Genomic DNA, 17,247 nt, shown 5'->3' on the forward strand with positions numbered 1-17,247 from the left:
TCGGTTTCGGATTCGGGCGGGATGCGGAACTAGACGCGTTCGTAGTAGCGGCGGCTCTCCCAGTCGGTGACCGCATGCGAATCGAACGCGACGAGTTCTGATTGGGCTGAGGCCAGCAGGTGATCGAAGACGTCGTCGCCGAACGCTGCGCGCGCCATCTTGGACTCGGCGAACAGCCGCAGCGATTCGTGCATCGCGGTCGGGACACATGAGACGTTGTCTCCCGTCCAGGCGTTGCCGTGGAAGATCTCTGGGACCGGGAGCTCACGTTCGATCCCGTCGAGCCCGGCCGCGATGGTGGCCGAGTACGCGTAGTAAGGATTCACGTCGCCGCCCGGTATCCGGTTCTCCACGCGGTAGGACGGCCCGCTTCCGACCAGCCGGAACGCACACGAGCGGTTGTCGTTGCCCAGCGCGATCGCGGTCCCGGCGAACTGATCAGGTTGGAATCGCTTGTAGGAGTTGATGGTCGGCGCGAACATCAACGTCATATCGGCGGCGTGAGCCAACTGGCCTGCGACGAAAGAGCCGAATTGCTGCGACATTCCTCCGCCCGGCTGAGCCGTCCAGCACAGGCTGGTGTCCTGCTCGGTCGACCACATGCTGACATGCAGGTGACACGAGGAACCCACCTCGTCGATCTTCGGTTTGGCCATGAAGGTGACGGTGAGGTCGGCGGCATGGGCGAGCTGCTTGACGCCGTACTTGAACAGCACGTGCCGGTCTGCCATGTCGAGGGTGTCGCAGTAGTCGAGGGTGACCTCCTGCTGGCCCAGCCCCCACTCGGGTTTGGACGACTCGACCGGTACGCCGAACTGGGGCATCTGGTTGCGGATCTGCTCGATGAACCAGTCATCACGGCCGGCCTGCACCATCTGGTAGTCAGACCGGTAGTCGGACAACATCTTCAGATTCTGGTAGCCCAGTTCCCAGGCCTGCCGGGGTGGTGTGGCGGCAAGGAAAAACTCCAGCTCGGAGGCGAACTTGAAGCGCAAGCCGCACTCACGAGCTCGTTCCACCTGACGTCGCAGAATCGTGCGCGGCGCCACCTCAAGCAGCGCGTCGGAGTTCGTCTCGTACGCATCGCAGATCACCAGTGCGACATGGGGTTCCCACGGGACCCGACGCAACGTGGTGAGGTCGGGGACCAGCCGAATGTCGGCCCAACCGTTGGCAGCGTTGGATACCGGCAGGTCCAACGGGTTCATTTCCAGGTCGACGGCGAAGATGAAACTACTGGCGTTGATGCCGTCACCGGACAGGCCGAGCGATCGAAATGCCGGGACCGTCAGCCGTTTCCCGACGAGCCGCCCGTACGGATCCGGAGTAGCACAGACAACGGTGTTGATCTCGCCCGATTCGGCCAGGTCGTCGAATTGCTCGAGCGTAAGGGATGACATGTTCATTGGTGCTCCAGGTGACGGGTGAGTTCCCAGGTGGTGATGTTCTGCCGCAGCCACTGCTCATAGCGGTCGGCCTCAGCGCGCCGGGTGGGGGCGAAGGATCCACAGAACGGCTTCCCGAGCAGTTCGACCAGCCAGGAGGAATCTTCGAACAACGCCACCGCACTGCGTAAATCGGCCGGAAGCGCAGCCACCTGCTCGCCGGCTGCCGGCAATACGAATCTCTCCGTCAATCCGTGCAGCCCGGCAGCCAACACCGCGTCGGCCACCAGATACGGGCTAGCGTCAGCACCCGGGCGACGATGCTCGACCCGCGCAGAAGCGGTGTCGGTGAGGATGACCCGGCAGGATTGTCCGCGGTCGTCATGGCCCCACGCGGCGGCGGCCGGCGTGAACATCTGCGGGTCGATGCGCTTGTAGGAGTTCACGTACGGATTGAGCATCGCTGTGGTGTCGGCCATGCCGGTCAGGAGACCCGCCAGGTAGCTCTGTCCCTCGCGCGACAGCCCGCGAGCTCCGTCGGAGAACACGTTGACGCCGCCCCGCATCAGACTGGAATGGACGTGTCCACCCGCACCCGACTTGTCGGCGAACGGCTTCGCCATGAAACTCGCGTGCAGACCTCGCTCGGCACACATGTCACGCAGGTATTGCCGCGCTCGCACGGCGCTGTCGGCGGCTTTCAACGCGGGCGCGGGCGCGAGGGTGAATTCGAAAAAACCGGGGCCGAGTTCGGAGTGGAACATCTCCACGGTGATCCCGATCGACTCCATGCGATTGATGAACTCTGTTGCCAATGACGATGTTTCGGCGGACCTGGTGAGGCTGTAGGCGTTCTCCGTGGCGCCGAACGGTCGGCGGTCACCGTCGAACAACCACAGTTCATACTCGAAGCCCAGCACGGGTTGCAGGTCGAGTTCGTCGTAGCGGCGCAGCAGACTCTGCAGCGCGTTGCGCGGCGACATCTCCACCGGGTGCCCGTCGGCCCCAACCAGATCGGCAATCACCGCGTCGGCCCCGTCGCGCCAACTCAGATCGATACGAGTCGACTCATCCGGAACCAGCCTGGCATCGGGATAGCCATTGGCCGCGTTGCTGAAGGGAGTGTCTGCGACTTCGTCGGCCACCGACAGCCCGTACAGGATCGTGCACATCGCGAGACTGACGGTGCCCTGGGTCTTGCTGGTGCGCACCAGCTTTCCCCGGATTCCGAGATCGTAGTCGGGCACTTCGAGCTGGGTCATTGATACGCGCTCAGTCACGGTCTGCTCCTCCGTGTGGGACTGGCCGGCGCCCCGGATCACGGCCGACGCGCCGGTAGACGTAATCGGGCACGTCGGCGGGGTCGCGATACACCCACCAGGTGCAGGAGGTAACCGGCGCATCCGGGTCCCACGTCGGGGCGTCGATGACCCGCGTCGGGTACCCCAGACGATCAATTGGCATGACCTCGTTGAGCTGACAGCAGTGCACGCAGTAGGAACAGATGCCGACAGCGTTCCAGGCCCAGTCGTGGGGTTCGGTGGTGACCGCGAATCCGAACGGCGCACCGGAGCGCGGCGCACCGTCCGTGATGCGCGGGTCGAGCGACCGACCTCCGGATCCGCATGGGGCGAAACGGAATCCGATGCGCGTGGGTTCATCGATGATCTCGATGTCGCCCGCCCGGCCGGTGCCGGTGAGATGGGCGTGGAAGCCGTCGACGATGGCGACCATCAGCTGATGCGCCGAATCCGACCACGGTTGGTTGTCGAGGGAGTAACGGCGGGCGTGCACCTCGTACCAGTCGTCCATCAGGAAATCCCACAGCCCGCCGAGGCTGTCCTCGCCGACCAATCGGGTCGCGATGTCGACGAGGCCGGCGACCCGGTCGACGGCACGATCGTGGATGCCCTGCCACACCGCGCGGGCGTGTTCGATCGCGTCGGCTGCATCCGATGTTCCGCGACGGCACGCCGCGGCGGCCGTGTCGACGGCGGCGGTGAACTGCGGCCACTGCGCTTGGATGCCTTCCATGGCGGGCGCACCGATCAGGGTCGTCAGAGCAGCTACCGCGGCCGTGACCTTCTCGGCAGGCACGCCGTGGCCGAGAATCCATTCGGTGGTGGCCTCGGGCCAGCGCTCGTAGATGTCGCGAAGCTCGTCGGCCTCCAATACCGCCACCTCGACGAGTTGTGCTGCTGCGGCACCGTCGCCCGCGGTCAACTTTTCGGCCGCGACGCCGAACGTGCCCTTGGCGAGCTGGTCCCAGGTTCCGGTGCGGGCCAACCTCCCTAGCGAGGGCTCGTAGGCGACGACGGAAGTTTCGTTCATCGTCATGTCAGCGCGAACCCTCCGTCGACGCGCAGGTCGGTACCGGTGATGTAGCCGGCCTGATCGCTGAGCAGGAACGCCACCGCCGAGGCGATGTCGTCGGGCTGGGCGAAGCGTCCGGCAGGCACTCGCGCAGCCAACGCGGGCGGGAGCACGGAGGTGTCACCATGCGCGGCAGCCATCGGCGTCGCCGTGAACCCTGGTGAGACGCTGTTGACGCGCACGCCGTCGGCGGCCAGGGCCCGCGCCGCGGTCTGGGTGAGCATCTGCAATCCCGCTTTCGACGCCGCGTACTGCGGCGTGGGGTCGGGGTCCGACAGCGCGATGACCCGGGTGGCCTCGATGGAGGTGATGTTGACGACGGCGGCCGCGCGAGCGCGGCGCAGTGCCGGGCCGAGGGTGTCGATGAGGTTGTACGCGCCGACCAGATTGATCTCCAGGCAACGCAGCCAGGCCTGACGGTCGACGCCGGCGAATCCGGTGTTGTCGATGACGCCCGCGCAATTCACCAGGTACGAGACGTCGTCGACACCTACCGCAGCGAGCCGCTGGGCTAGTGCCTCGTCACGCACGTCCGCACCGACACCGATCTGCAGTTCGTCGGGATAGCCCGGTTCTGGATCGGGCGTGCGCACGTCCAGTCGCACCGTGCGGACTCCGGCGCCCATCAGGGTTCGGGCGATGGCCGCACCGATCCCCGAGGCAGCGCCGGTCACCAAGGCATCCCTGCCGCTGAAGGTCAGCGGCACCGTCCGAGTGGGCGCGTCGGTCATACGGAACCGTACCGACGCTGGTGCTCGGCCATGGCGGCGGCGAAGCACTCCCGAGGCGCGCGGATCACGCCGGCGCCGATTTGGCCGCCGTCGCGACCGGCGAGCCCGACATCCATCACCGGCAGCACGCCGGTTTCCAGGACTTTGCGGGCGTCGATACCCGTTGGCGTCCCGCGGAAGCCGAACAGTGGAATGCGGTAGGCACTGTTCTCGCCGTGCGTGATGGCGTACATCTCGCGGTTGCGCTCGATCATCGCTTCCGGCGAACCGCCCTGATACTCCTGCAGCGACAAGGCACAGGACTGCGCAAACCCGCCCAGCCCGACGGTTTCAGTGATCGGCGACTCGCCGCCCATCCAGGTGATCTCGTCCTCGGTGTGCCCGGCGAACAGCTTGCCCTCATGGATCGGTGGTGGCCCCTCGAACCAGGTGTCACCGAGGCCCGCCAGCCTGATCGCAAAACCGCGGCAGGAGAATGCCATTGCGGAGACCAGGGTCGAGCCGGGAACCACCATCGCGTCCGCCGAGGCTTTGGCGGCCGCCATCGACAACCGCAGAAAGAAGTAGTCGTTCTCGGCCAGATGCAGCATGGTGTCGCGCACCCCGGGCAGGCGGTCGTCGACCATGTCCAGGATCGCGGGCAGGATCTCGCGGTTGAACAGGATCGACGCGGCGGCGTTGCGGCTGTGCACCTCGTCGCCCATCCGCAGCGCCCGGGCGATCAGCGGCTTGAGCGCGATACCGCCGCGGCGGCGGATGGCCTCCCCGACCACGGGTGCCAACACGTTGTTGACGTGCAGCAACCGTTCATGCACCCCGGCGTCGTAGCAGCCGTAGTTGAGACGCCGGTGCTCCTTGCCCTCATAGAAGTTGCAGTACCCACGGTTGCCGTGGGCGCGGTTCTCGACGACGAACACCGGCATCGACGCGGTGTAGATGCCGGCCAATGAGCCGACGGCGGCGTAGTCGTGGCAGGCGCCCACCTCGATCTCCCCGGAAGCGAAACGGGCGATCGCCTCGTCGCGGTCAGCCGCCAGACCTTCGAACAGCGCGCCACCGATGAGCGCCTCGCGCTGACCTCCGCTGTAGTCGTCCCACGACATAGGGGCACCGGAGGTCAGCACCATGTTGTCGCGGTAGCCGGGCAAGACCTCGCGGGCCGGTCGCACGTCGACCACCCAAGGGTCGGCGGCATCGAGCCGGCGGAACGATTCGGCGTTGGCCGCCTCGACTGCCTCAGGCGCGGTCTCGAGCTGTTCGGCACTCACCATGCGACGACACCACCGTCGACCAGCAACGTCTGCGCGGTGATGAACGAGGCACGCGGCGAGAGCAGGAATTCGACGGCCTCGGCGACCTCTTCGGGCTCACCGATGCGCTTGAGCATGGCGTAACTCGCGCTGACTTCCTCACCGCCGGATACCCGCGCCATGGACGGGCTCATCGGCGCGCGGATAACACCAGGCGCCACGTTGTTCACCCGGATGCCACGCTCGGCGAGTTCTTCGGCGACGTAGCGCGTGTAGGCCGCGATACCCGCCTTGGTCGCCCCGTACACCGATGCCCCGCGGAACCGCCCGAAGTGGCCGGTCAGGCTCCCGATGTTCACAATGGCGCTGCCCTCGGTCAGCAAAGGCGCGACCGCGTCGGTGACGCGCGCCATGCCGGCGATGTTCACCTGGAACATCACCTCCAGCTTGGCTTCGTCAAGCTCACCCAGGAACGAATCACGCAGGACCCCAGCACAGTTGACCAACCCGTACACGGTCTCACCGTCCGCAACCACCGACGCCAGCGCCGAGTCGATGCTCTCGGGATCGGTGACGTCCATGGCCACTGTCTGGGCGCCGACCATGCGGGCCTCGGCAAGATCGAGCGCATCGACAGCCGGCTTCACATCCGCCGCCACTGGGACGTAGTTGCTCTGGAGCAGGCGGCGACAGATCGCCTGACCGATGACGCCGGCCCCTCCCGTCACGATGACCTTGTCTCCCACCGCTTGATCCTTTCGTTCGTGATGCCGATCACCTACTGACACCGAGTCTCACGCATAAAGACCTATTGGTCAAGTTTTTAGTTCTTTTACGCCGATTTAGTCCAAAGGCCCAGGCCTTACCTGATTTGACAGTCAGATGAGTTACCCTTCGAGCAAGCGAAAAGGGGTAGCCATGGTGTCACCGTCGAGCAAAGCCGCACTGAGTCCCGTGCGTCAGATCCCGGCGCACGAACTGGTGGTCGACCAGATGCGACGCGCCCTGGAGTTGGGCCAGTTCCGCCCCGGTGACCGGATGCCGACCGAACGCGAGCTGTCCGAGATGCTCGATGTATCGCGCACGACGGTGCGAGCCGCGGTGGCAGTGCTGGAACGCGAGGGACTCATCGCGGTCCGACGAGGGCGCGGCGGCGGGTTCACCGTGCAGGCTCCGGAATACGACGCCGCACAGATGCGCCGCGAGATGCGCGCCAACAAGCGGGCCATCCGCGACGCGTTCGACTACCGAATCATCGTCGAAACCGGAGCGACGCGGTTGGCGGCCGAACGGCGCCGCAGCGTCGACCTGACCGACCTGCACAAGCTTTTGACCAGCATGGACGCCGCACTCGACACCGCGCTCAACGATCAATCCGGCCAGCACACCACCGAATTCCAAACCCTCGACACCGCGTTTCACATGGGCATCGCACAAGCCGCGCAGAACGAGCGCCTGCTCGATGCGGTGGCCGACGCGCGGCGACGGATGTGGCTGCCGGTGGGCGCGATCTTCGGCCGGCTCGAGCCCAATGCCAACGACTTCCACGAGTCCATCCTGGAAGCGATCGAGAACCGCGAACCGGAACTGGCCGCCGAGCGGATGGAAGCCCATATCAACGACACCCGACACACCATCGAGTCCTGGCTCAAACGCTGAGCACGAGGTGCTACAGCGACGCAGGCAGTTCCGGCAGCGTCTGGCCGCCGTCGACCACGAAGGTCTGACCGGTGATGAACGACGCCTCTTCGCTGGCGAAAAACATTGCTGCCGCGGCGATATCGTCAGGTGAGCCGAGTCGATGCTGCGGTATGCACGCCTGCGGGTCGGCAATGTCGGCCAACACGCCATGAACCCGCTCGCCGAGCCGGTACGTGGCGGCTTCCAGCACGTCCGGGCTGCGGCCGCTGATCGCGACCGCAGCTCCAGCGCGCAGGAATCCCTGGGCGATCCCGAACCCTATGCCCCGGCTGCCGCCGGTGACCAGCACCCGCATCGTCGACCAATCGGTCATGCCCGATCCGCCGCCAGCAGTTCGTCGGGTCGGTCGTCGAACACGGTGCTACCGATACGGGCGTAGCGGCGTGGGTTGGTTTTGCGCCACACGGCCGCGACGGCCATCGACCCGAGGAACAAAAGACCGACTATCCACGGGATCAATTTGAAAAATAATGTGTCAGAAGCACTTCCGGCAGCAGCCGTCATGTTGGAGGCCATCAGGTAGATCACGTACAACATGCCAAACCCGCCCACGGCCGGCGCCACCAGCGTGCGCCACCAGTGCGCAGTCTCGGGATGCTCCTTCTTGACGTGGAAGTACACGATCGTCGAGATCGAGGACATCGTCTGCACGATCAGCAGACACAGCGTGGCCAGGATCGCGACGAGTACGAACAACACAGCGTAAGGATCGCTGTCCGATACCGCGCAGATGATCAGCAGTACGGCAGCGAACACACTCTGGGTCAATGACGCCACCCACGGCGAGGCGTGCCGGTGATGTGCTCCACCCAGCCGGCGCCACAGCAGGCCGTCGCGACCGAACGCGAACAGGTAGCGGGCCGCTGAGTTGTGGATGGCCAGCGCACATGCGAACGAGCCGCCCAGCACCAGCCACTCGAAGGCGGTCACACCCCACTCACCGAGATACTCCCGGGCAGGGCTGTAGAGCAATTGGAAGGGATCGGAGCTCGAGGCCAGTTCCACGGCCTTGTCCGGACCATTGCCGACGATGACGCCCCAGGAGATGAAGGTGTAGAACGCGCCGATGCCGATGACCGCGATCATCGTGGCCCGCGGCACGATGCTCTTGGGGTCCTTGGACTCCTCGCCGTAGATCGCGGTGGACTCGAAACCGACCCAGGACCAGAACGCCATCAGCAGGCCCAATCCGACGACGCCACCTGCCACGCCGTTGGTGGACAGCGCCGACACCGGGCTCAGCGACGTGAAGCTCATCCCGTGCGGGTGGTGGATGAGCGACGCGATGGCGCTGATGCTGAGCATGCCGATCTCGCAGACCAGCACCACGCCGAGCACCTTGGCGGCGACCGAGATGTCGAAATGCGACAGCACCGCGATCACCACGAGGCACACCGCCGCGTAGACCTCCCACGGCAGGTTGATCCCGAGCTGCTGGCTGAATGCCTGGTTGGTGAACGCCGAGAAGATACCGATCAGGCCGGCTTCCATCGTCATGTAAGTGAACATCGACATCACGCCGGCTGCCAGACCCGGGATCTTCGACCATCCGCGCGAGACGAATGTGTAGAACGCGCCGGCGGCGGTGATGTGCCGGGCCAGCGCGATGAATCCGACGCTGAAGATGGTGAGGACCACCGTCGCGATGACGAACCCGCCCGGGGCGCCTAGACCGTTACCGAAACCCACTGCCACAGGCAGGTTTCCGGTCATCGCCGTGATGGGCGCGGAGAATGCCACCACCATGAATACCACGCCGACCAGGCCGATCGCTCCACGCTTGAGGGTCGCACGACTCCCGTCCGAGCCGGTCGCGGGCGGTGCCGCGGGTGTTGATTCAACGGCCATGGGCAAGCCTTCCTTTCCTGATACCTACCCGGTGCAACGTGACGTTCGTTACAGGTGACGCGAGCGTACGATCTAAAAGAACTAAAAACAAGACCTATAGACCAAATCTCGGGAACGTGACATGCTGTTAACCAGTTGCGCCACAAAGAACTAATCACCTGACCTTTGAACTAGGCTGCGACATCGCAAGCGCGACAGGAGGACCGCTGTGGCCGCGTGCACTCACCCACCCTCTCGCACCGAGTCGAACCTCGAGCACCTGCACGCCGCGGCCGAGCGCGGCAGGCAGGCCGCCTGCGATGGACTGGTGAGCACACAGATCCCGGCCCTGGCTGATGTGCCCGCCACCAAGTTCGCGATGGCCGTCGCAGGCGTGGACGGCACGCTGGTGCACACGGGCGACAGCGCAGAGCTGTTCTCAATCCAGAGCCTGTCGAAGTTGTTCGCCCTCTGCGCGCTGCTCGGATACGACCGGGACGCATGGCAGGACATCGGCTGGGGGCCGACCAATGCCGGCTACGGCTCCGTCGCCGACCTGGAGCGCAGCCATGGCAAGCCCGCCAACCCTTTCGTCAACTCCGGGGCCATCGTCGTCACCGACCGGCTCATCACCCACGCCGGCGATGCCACCGCGGCCACCATCGAGTTGCTCCGAAACGCCGACGCCAGCGCCCTTTTCGAGTCCGACGCACGCACGGCAAGTTCGGAGTACCTGACGGGGCACCGCAATTCGGCGATCGCCCATGTGCTGGCCGAGCACGGCCATCTGCACAATCCCATCGACGAAGTATTGCGCCAGTACTTCGCACAATGCGCGATCACGGCTGATGTGCGAGCACTCGCCAGGGCCGCCCTCTTCCTCGCTGACCGCAATGACGCCGCCTGCGTTCTCGACGAAGACAGCATCCGTCGGGTGAATGCGGTCCTGTTGACCTCGGGCATGTACGGCGCGGCTGGCGACATCGCCTACCGGATCGGCCTGCCCGCCAAGAGCGGCATCGGTGGTGGTGTGCTGGCCGTCATGCCCGGGCGCGGCGTCATCTGCGTATGGAGTCCGCCCTTGGACCCCGCCGGCAACTCGGCCGGTGGCGTCGCCGCCATCGAGGAATTCGCCCGACTGGCCCGCTGGTCGGTGTTCTGAGCCTCATGCTCGCGTGAACCGCACAGCTAACGGGTCGGATCCAGTCGCGAGCGTGAACTGTCTGCGAAAAATCGGCCGTCATTTCGCAGAGGATTCACATTGGCGACGCCGATTGCCGATTGCCAGTCAACTGCACAGCATCGCTCAACGGCAGCGGACTGTGAGGTTCTGGCAGACCATTCCGACGTCGTCCGAGAACTTCGACCGCCCGCCCTGGTCGCTCGGATCGACGTCCAACGCAGGACTCGACGTGACCAATTGATCGATGATCGACGGGATCGTCGGCGCTGTGGGGTCGGGCTGCGCATGCGCAAGGCCGCTGCCCGTCGTGACGGCCAGGGCACCAGCTGCCAGCAGTGCGAGCGCCCACCTGCGACCGTCCATCGCCTCTCCTTCAATGACCCGCCCGACCAGGCGTTCCACTCCACGATAGGGCGCACCTACGGATTGCGCATACGGGTTGCGCCGACGACCCATCAGGGTCATGTCCCATTGCCGTCACGACGCCGTAACGACTCTGATCTGTGTGTCGAGCGTCGGTCACCGGTGGATCACCGCGGGTTTAGCGTATCGGCCGTGAATCCATCGGCCATGGGTTTCCGCCGCGTCGCGGCTTTCGTCGTGTGCATTGCCCTCGCCGCGACCATCGCACCTCCTGCAGAGGCCGATCCTGATCCCGCCACGCCGCCACCGGTCGCAGCCCCCGCCACGGACGGAAAGGTGACATCCGGCGAGACAGTCAGCGTCCGCACTCCGGACGGCTGGTTCCTGACGCTCGGAGCCATGGACGAGGCTCAGGTTCCGGTGCCTCCGTTGACGACTGCCGTCTCATCGCGTGAATATCTCGCCAACGGCACATTCACCGGAACGTTGGCCGGCCCCGGCGACCCTCAAGGATTGTTGGAGGTCGGCTACGAGATCGGATGCGGCGTCGACATGAGCACCTCGAACGGTGTGACGATGGCCGGCAGCGCCGGGCTCACCCCGTCGGTCGGGCTCTCCGGTCCCGTTGGTGCACTTCCGACGACGGTGGTGCCCGTGATCGGCACACCGGTCAACGGTGTCATCACGGTGGGCCTCAAACCCGGCATCATCATCGTGGTGCCTGTCGACAAGAAGGAATTCAAGAGCGCCAGACCCTGGATCATGATCAGCAACTTTCATGTCAAGATCGACGGTTGCGTGGGCCAGTCGTTCATCCGCTCGTACGCGACGTTGACACGCAAGACCGATGAATCCGATGTCGTGTTGTCCTACGTCGGTGTCACCACAACCGTCTGATCGGTAGCAATCCGACGTCCAGACAGTTCACCGGTTCCCTTCAGCAAGAGCTCAGGGAGGGCCACCTACGGTGGTTCGGGTTGTGGTCACCGATCGCACCGATATCAACTCAGCGCCTGGGATGGCCCCACCGTCGAGCGCCGGCGAGGCGTCGACCGAAGGGAATCTGCGTGTCTGCACACCTCAGTTATCTGGAGGCGCTCGTCGTCGGCGCACTGCAGGGCGTCACTGAGCTCTTCCCGGTGTCCAGCCTCGGCCACTCGATCCTGATCCCAGCACTCGTCGGCGGCCAGTGGAGCCGTGACCTCGACGTGTCCGCACCCGAATCGCCCTACCTGGCGTTCATCGTCGGGTTGCACGTCGCGACCGCGCTGGCGTTGCTCGTATTTTTCTGGCGGGACTGGGTCGCCATTGTCCGTGGCCTGGTCACATCCATCCGATACCGGCGCATCAGCGAGTCCAACGAGCGGCTGGCGTGGATGATCATCGCCGCGACAATTCCCGTGGGCATCGCCGGCCTGGCGCTCGATCACCTGTTCCGCACCACCCTCGGCAAGCCGGTGCCCGCCGCGGTGTTCCTTGCCATCAACGGTGCCGTCCTCTTCGGGGCTGAGCGACTGCGACGCCGCGCCGACGCGCAAACCGTCATCGACGGGCCCGGCGCGGCCGCAGGGGGCGGCCTGCTCACCGAAGCCGATGTGCGGATCAGCAAGATGCCGATGGCGCGCGGCGTGATGATCGGGTCGGCGCAGGCTTTGGCGCTGCTCCCGGGTATCAGCCGTTCGGGTGTCACCATGGCGGCCGGCCTCATGCGCGGCCTCTCGCATGAGGACGCTGCGCGGTTCTCGTTCCTGCTAGCGACGCCTGTGATCCTGGCGGCAGGGGTGCTGAAGATCCCGGAGCTGTTCGGTCCGCAGGGCAGCGGCATCGGGGGTCAGGTGCTGCTGGGCAGCGTCGCCTCGTTTGTCAGCGCCTACCTCGCCGTGCGCTTTCTGACGCGCTACTTCGAAACGCGCACCCTGACGCCGTTCGCGATCTACTGCGTCGTCGCCGGGCTCGGCAGCTTGCTCTGGCTGGCCGCACGCTAGGCGGGCGCCACGCTCGTCAGGACCTCATCGAGGGCCGCGACGAACAGGTCGGCGTGCTCGACGGTGAACGGCAACGGCGGGCGGATCTTCAAAACGTTCTGCTCCCGACCGGACGCACTGATCAGGATGCGGCGCTCGCGCAGCTCGTTGACCACCACCGCGGCGGTGTCGGCGTCGGGTGACCGGCTGTGGCGGTCCCCGACGATCTCGGCGGCGACGAACAGTCCCGCACCGCGGACATCGCCCAGCACGCGGTGGCGTCCCGCCAACTCCTGCAACCCCGCCTTCAACTGCGCGCCGGCGACACGGGCGTTGTCGATCAACTGCTCGCCCTCGATGACGTCGAGCACCGCGGTCGCGGCCGCGATGCTGACCGGATTGCCACCGAAGGTGTTGAAATACCGGATATCTCGGCCGAACCGAGCCATCACGTCCTCGCGCCCCACCACGGCGGCAATCGGTATGCCGTTGCCCATGGGCTTGCCGAGCACCACGAGGTCGGGGCGCAACTCGTGGCGGGTGAAGCCCCACCAGCCTGCACCCAGACGGCCGAACCCGGGCTGCACTTCATCGGCGATCCACAAGCCTCCGGCCGCACGGACCACATCGCCTGCCGGTCGGAGGAACCCGGCAGGATCGGCCTGCACGCCGTCGCTGGAGAGCACAGAATCGACGATCATGCCGGCAAGCCCGAATCCGCGTTCAGTCAGCACCGCGATGGCCTCTCGGACCCGCTGCGCGAAACGCTCACCGGCCTCGAGTGGCGATTCGCGATAGAAGTCGGGGGCCTCGACACGCACGACGCGCGGAGGAATCTCGTTGTTGGGTCCCAGACTCGGCGAGATCTCCGCGGCGGCGGCCGTGCAGCCGTGATAGGCGTGCGAGGTACAGATGATGCCCTGCGCCCCGGTCTCATAGCGTGCCGTGCGCAGGGCGAGGTCGACGGCTTCGCTGCCGGTGCACGTGTAGACCACCTTCGACAGCTCCGCGGGGAACAGCGCCAGCAGCCGTTCGGAGTAGGCGACCAGAGGTTCGGTGAGATAGCGCGTGTGGGTGTTGAGGACTCCCAGCTGCGCACTGACCAGCTCCTGCACATGCGGGTGGCTGTGCCCGATCACCGGAACATTGTTGTAGGCGTCGAGATACCGGTTGCCCTCGGCGTCGTAGAGCCAGACGCCGGAGCCGCGCACCAGCGAAACCGGGCGCCGATAGAACAGGCGGTAGCTCGGCGCCAGCACCGCATCCCGGCGCGCGGCGAGAGCTCGGCTTTCCGGGTCGAGCTCATCTGCGCCGGCGCCGTCGTAAGCATTGGCCATATGCATTGGCTGCGAACTCATTTCGGCTCTCTCTGTGGTTCGGCGTCGCACAGTGCGTGCAGGTGCGCACCGGCCGTTTCAGGATCGATGGCCAGCAGGCGCTCGAGGGTCGGCAAGGTGTGGCGCATCCGCATGCTGCCGTACGCGGTCGGGTTGGTGCGGCCCCGCACTGTCCAGGTCAACACCTGCACACACAATCTCGCCGCCGCCAGCGGATAGATGACGTCGATTTCCGTCGGCGCCAATGGGGTGACGGCGTGGTAGCCGGCGACCACATGACCGAGCGCCTGCAGTGGATCATCCTTGCGCAGCATCGCATACGCGCCGGCGATCGCGGGCTCGGCGACCCGCGGGCCGCACAGTGCATCGTTGAAATCGAGCACGCCGGAGATCACCTGCACACCATCACGCAGTTCGACCAAGACGTTGTTGTCGTTGAGATCCTGGTGCACCATCACCCGCGGCATGTCGCGCAGCACAGGCTCGATCTCGGCGAACCAGCCGAGCACCGTGGTGGCACCGTGGCTGTCGACCAGTTCGGGACTCGCAGCCAGGCATTCATGGATCGCTTCGCCAGAGCGCGTGACATCCCAGTGGTGTGTGGCGGGGAAATTCGGCGCGGTGAAACCGTCGAGGGCCAAAGTTACCCGAGCGGCAGTGGCACCCAGCTGGTGCAGCAATGCCGGCGAATGGTGCGCAACCTTGTTGAGCTCAGTCCCACTGACCCAGTTGAGCACCCGCAGCACGCCGTGCTCGGAGCCCGACTCGAACGGCACGTGCAGGCTGCCGTCGGTCGCGCGCACGATGGTAGGCACGGCGGCACCGATGTCTTTGCCGACCAGGTGCATCAAAATGGCTTCCTGCCACTGCAATTCGGTGGTGTCGTGCACGGGCAGTTGGAGCCTGGCCAGATAGGTCGCACCGTCGGTCGTCGACAACCGGTAGTTGCGGTCGATCTCCCCGCCGAGGAAGGCCAGCTCGTGGACTCCCATACCGTAGTGCCGATCGACCAGTGCCGTCACCAACGGGATCTCTACGCCCGCAGGGTCGCCAGGAGTGCTCGTCATCATCAATTCTCACGCCCGCCAGGTCACGGCAGGTCGAGAAGCTCTTCGTAGAAGCCGCCGAATCCGCGGTCACGATCGATGAGGTGCACTTCGAGGATCCAGTGACAATCGTTGCCGGCGCGATCTTTTCGCCGCATCGGCCGGGTCGATCCGGGCGCGACGTAGGACTCGATGTCCTCGCCGTCGATCTTGTCGTGCGGAAACTCACCGACCAGGTGCCCGGCGATGATCCCGCCGAAGTCCCATCCAACCTCGCGGCTGGTCGTGACGACGAAGTCGTACAGCTGCTCCCCGGTGACCTCCGGCTCGCTGCGAAAGAACTCACGCCCGGCCAGCCAGACCTCCGGTAAGCGATCGAGCAGTTCCAGTTTGCGGGGGTCGTCGCCCAACACATACGTTCGGCCGAAATCGGCTTCCCATTCCTCGAATATGGGTCCGAAATCGAGGAAGACGACGTCATCTTCCGACAGCTGCCGATCGGGCGGGTTACCCCGGAACGTCTCCAATGTGTTGATCCCCGATCGGACAATGCGCTTGTGCCAGTGCCTTGTAACGCCGAACATGGTGGCCGCCAAGTCGTGAATCTCGTCAGAGAGTGCGCGCTCACCGACACCGGCACGGACCAAGCGCCGGTCGTTGATTTCCGCGAACAGCTTGGCTGCCATGTCCTGGGCCTCGATCAGCTTCTCGGCCCGCAGAGACTCTCCGACAATCGGTCGATTCATTGGTCGATGCTATCGCCACGCCGCTGCCGTCTGCGGACACCCATCCACAGGTTTATTCCGCCACATGTGGGGAAATCACGGCCACCAGCGCGGCACAGCGTTCGTCGGATTGTGGGCGGAAGGATCGGACATGGTGGCGGTCGAGAATTCGGCCGAGCGCAACGAGAAGCGCTCGGACGATGAAAAGGATGTCATGCCGTCGAACAGCAAATCGGGTCTGTCGCTGTTCGACAGGTTCGCCACCGGCGCGAGTTCATTCGTGTCCCGAGCCTGGTTCTTCCTGGGTTGTGTGCTCCTCGTGGTCATTTGGGCGCCGACGTTTGCGTTTCTGCAGCTTGACACGTGGCAGCTGATCATCAACACGGTCACCACCATCATCACGTTCTTGTTGGTGGCTCTGCTGCAGAACACCCAGCGCCGCGCCGACGACGCGCTTCAGCAGAAACTGAATGCCATCGCCGAAGCGCTCGCCGACCTCATGCAGCATCTGCGCGACGACCCTGACGCCGAGGGCGACGCGAAGGAACTACGGGCGGCAGTGGGCCTGGAAGAGCGAGAAAGCGCCGACTGAACAGGTCTGGTCTCAGGCCCCTGCGTCAGGGTTCTCGGCGAGACGTTGAGGCACCGTCAGCAGCACGTGGTCATAGGTTGATTGGTCGACGGTTTCCCGGGCCTTTTCCCGCAGATCGTGGCGCAGCTGCTGGGCGAGGACGCGCAGCTTGACGTTATGTTCCTGCGACAGCCACTTCAGCACGTCGAACGCGACGTCCTCGTCGACGTTGTAGATGAGCATCAACATGCCCTTGACCTGCTCGATACTGGCCCGATTGGTGGCGATCTCGGCTACTCGTGCCGTGACAAGGTCCTGCCTCCGACGTTCGGCGTCCAGGCGCTGGCGCTCGGCCGGGGTCACGTCGACATAGAAACCGTGCGTGCCGATCACCCTGCCGTGCTCGTTGAAGAACTGATCTCCGATCACCATCACCCAATGCACGGCACCGGCGGTGTCGATGATGCGGTGTCTGCTGCTGAGTGCGCCGCGGGTGCTCATGATGGCTTCGATGGTGTCGGCGACCTGTTCCCGGTCGTCGGGGTGCTTGTGCGACAACACCAGTTCGGTCGTCGGCACCACCGTGCCAGGTTGGTAGCCGTGCAAGCGGGCAACCTGCTCTGACCACTCCCATCGCTGTTCATCGAAATAGAAGCGGAACCATCCCATCGAGGACGGTGTCTGTTCGGCGAAGTCCTCTTTAGCGGCCTCGATCATGTCGACCTGTGCAATACCTGTAGTTCCGGAGGCTTCAACCCCGGAAATGCACGTGCCGTCACCAGCCCCAGCCA

18 protein-coding genes are annotated in these 17,247 nt (G+C 65.1%); 5 read left to right on the forward strand and 13 right to left on the reverse strand.

From position 1 onward, the window contains the following. Positions 1 to 29 precede the first annotated feature (29 nt). From A5784_RS00385 to A5784_RS00410, 6 genes are read right to left on the reverse strand one after another with little or no spacing between them, the layout of a single operon-like run. A complete protein-coding gene (locus A5784_RS00385; protein WP_232005882.1) occupies positions 30 to 1,406 on the reverse strand; it encodes a glutamine synthetase family protein in 1,377 nt (458 codons plus the stop codon). After that, on the reverse strand, positions 1,403 to 2,665 hold the full coding sequence (locus A5784_RS00390; protein ID WP_064941328.1) for a type I glutamate--ammonia ligase: 1,263 nt from the start codon (positions 2,663 to 2,665) through the stop codon (positions 1,403 to 1,405). Before A5784_RS00390 ends, A5784_RS00385 begins: the two co-directional genes overlap by 4 nt. Next, positions 2,658 to 3,722, reverse strand: coding sequence for a hypothetical protein (locus A5784_RS00395; protein WP_064941203.1), 1,065 nt, complete (start codon positions 3,720 to 3,722; stop codon positions 2,658 to 2,660). Before A5784_RS00395 ends, A5784_RS00390 begins: the two co-directional genes overlap by 8 nt. Then, a complete protein-coding gene (locus A5784_RS00400) occupies positions 3,719 to 4,489 on the reverse strand; it encodes an SDR family NAD(P)-dependent oxidoreductase (protein WP_064941205.1) in 771 nt (256 codons plus the stop codon). The genes A5784_RS00395 and A5784_RS00400 overlap by 4 nt, the downstream gene beginning before the upstream one ends. Further along, entirely contained in the window at positions 4,486 to 5,760 is a 1,275-nt protein-coding gene (locus tag A5784_RS00405; protein ID WP_064941207.1) for a YlbE family protein, read from the reverse strand. Before A5784_RS00405 ends, A5784_RS00400 begins: the two co-directional genes overlap by 4 nt. Continuing rightward, the gene (locus tag A5784_RS00410) at positions 5,754 to 6,485 is read right to left on the reverse strand and encodes an SDR family NAD(P)-dependent oxidoreductase (protein ID WP_064941208.1); all 732 of its coding nucleotides are present in this window, start codon (positions 6,483 to 6,485) and stop codon (positions 5,754 to 5,756) included. Before A5784_RS00410 ends, A5784_RS00405 begins: the two co-directional genes overlap by 7 nt. A 172-nt stretch (positions 6,486 to 6,657) precedes the next feature. Here A5784_RS00410 and A5784_RS00415 point away from each other — a divergent pair, with 172 nt between their 5' ends. Next, positions 6,658 to 7,398, forward strand: coding sequence for a FadR/GntR family transcriptional regulator (locus tag A5784_RS00415; protein WP_064941210.1), 741 nt, complete (start codon positions 6,658 to 6,660; stop codon positions 7,396 to 7,398). A 10-nt stretch (positions 7,399 to 7,408) separates the two neighbouring features. Here A5784_RS00415 and A5784_RS39555 read toward each other — a convergent pair whose 3' ends face one another. Both A5784_RS39555 and A5784_RS00425 read right to left on the reverse strand, forming a co-directional pair. After that, the gene (locus A5784_RS39555) at positions 7,409 to 7,753 is read right to left on the reverse strand and encodes an SDR family oxidoreductase (protein ID WP_064941212.1); all 345 of its coding nucleotides are present in this window, start codon (positions 7,751 to 7,753) and stop codon (positions 7,409 to 7,411) included. Next, positions 7,750 to 9,288 carry an APC family permease gene (locus A5784_RS00425; protein WP_064941214.1) on the reverse strand — a complete coding sequence of 513 codons (1,539 nt, stop codon included), beginning with the start codon at positions 9,286 to 9,288 and terminating at the stop codon, positions 7,750 to 7,752. The genes A5784_RS39555 and A5784_RS00425 overlap by 4 nt, the downstream gene beginning before the upstream one ends. Before the next feature lie 208 nt (positions 9,289 to 9,496). Between A5784_RS00425 and glsA the strand changes: the two genes are divergently transcribed. Further along, on the forward strand, positions 9,497 to 10,429 hold the full coding sequence (glsA, locus tag A5784_RS00430) for a glutaminase A (protein ID WP_082944568.1): 933 nt from the start codon (positions 9,497 to 9,499) through the stop codon (positions 10,427 to 10,429). A gap of 144 nt (positions 10,430 to 10,573) precedes the next feature. Here the strand turns inward: glsA and A5784_RS00435 are convergent, their stop codons facing one another. Continuing rightward, a complete protein-coding gene (locus tag A5784_RS00435; RefSeq protein ID WP_064941216.1) occupies positions 10,574 to 10,813 on the reverse strand; it encodes a hypothetical protein in 240 nt (79 codons plus the stop codon). Between the two features lie 207 nt (positions 10,814 to 11,020). On the opposite strand from A5784_RS00435, the gene A5784_RS00440 reads away from it, so the two are divergent. Together A5784_RS00440 and A5784_RS00445 are read left to right on the forward strand one after the other, a co-directional pair. Further along, entirely contained in the window at positions 11,021 to 11,710 is a 690-nt protein-coding gene (locus A5784_RS00440) for an MspA family porin (protein WP_064941218.1), read from the forward strand. 170 nt (positions 11,711 to 11,880) lie between these two features. Then, entirely contained in the window at positions 11,881 to 12,798 is a 918-nt protein-coding gene (locus A5784_RS00445; protein WP_064941220.1) for an undecaprenyl-diphosphate phosphatase, read from the forward strand. On the opposite strand, the gene A5784_RS00450 is transcribed toward A5784_RS00445, so the two are convergent. Genes A5784_RS00450 through A5784_RS00460 form a run of 3 tightly spaced genes read right to left on the reverse strand, consistent with a single transcriptional unit; the run spans position 12,795 to position 15,906 of the window. Then, complete coding sequence (locus A5784_RS00450) at positions 12,795 to 14,135, reverse strand: aspartate aminotransferase family protein (protein WP_197514583.1); 1,341 nt, start codon at positions 14,133 to 14,135, stop codon at positions 12,795 to 12,797. The two genes, A5784_RS00445 and A5784_RS00450, sit on opposite strands and share 4 nt — an antisense overlap. After that, a complete protein-coding gene (locus A5784_RS00455; RefSeq protein WP_064941224.1) occupies positions 14,132 to 15,181 on the reverse strand; it encodes a phosphotransferase in 1,050 nt (349 codons plus the stop codon). The genes A5784_RS00450 and A5784_RS00455 overlap by 4 nt, the downstream gene beginning before the upstream one ends. Positions 15,182 to 15,204: 23 nt before the next feature. Further along, positions 15,205 to 15,906 (reverse strand): M24 family metallopeptidase, encoded by a 702-nt coding sequence (locus A5784_RS00460; protein WP_064941226.1) that lies wholly within the window; start codon positions 15,904 to 15,906, stop codon positions 15,205 to 15,207. 130 nt (positions 15,907 to 16,036) lie between these two features. Between A5784_RS00460 and A5784_RS00465 the strand changes: the two genes are divergently transcribed. Then, the gene (locus tag A5784_RS00465; protein ID WP_064941332.1) at positions 16,037 to 16,477 is read left to right on the forward strand and encodes a low affinity iron permease family protein; all 441 of its coding nucleotides are present in this window, start codon (positions 16,037 to 16,039) and stop codon (positions 16,475 to 16,477) included. 12 nt (positions 16,478 to 16,489) lie between these two features. Here A5784_RS00465 and A5784_RS00470 read toward each other — a convergent pair whose 3' ends face one another. Then, positions 16,490 to 17,125, reverse strand: a complete 636-nt coding sequence (locus A5784_RS00470; protein WP_064941334.1) for a PAS and ANTAR domain-containing protein — start codon at positions 17,123 to 17,125, stop codon at positions 16,490 to 16,492. Positions 17,126 to 17,247 lie beyond the last annotated feature (122 nt).

The organism is Mycobacterium sp. 852013-50091_SCH5140682, assembly GCF_001665685.1.
In the GTDB taxonomy this organism is placed as follows: Bacteria; Actinomycetota; Actinomycetes; order Mycobacteriales; family Mycobacteriaceae; genus Mycobacterium.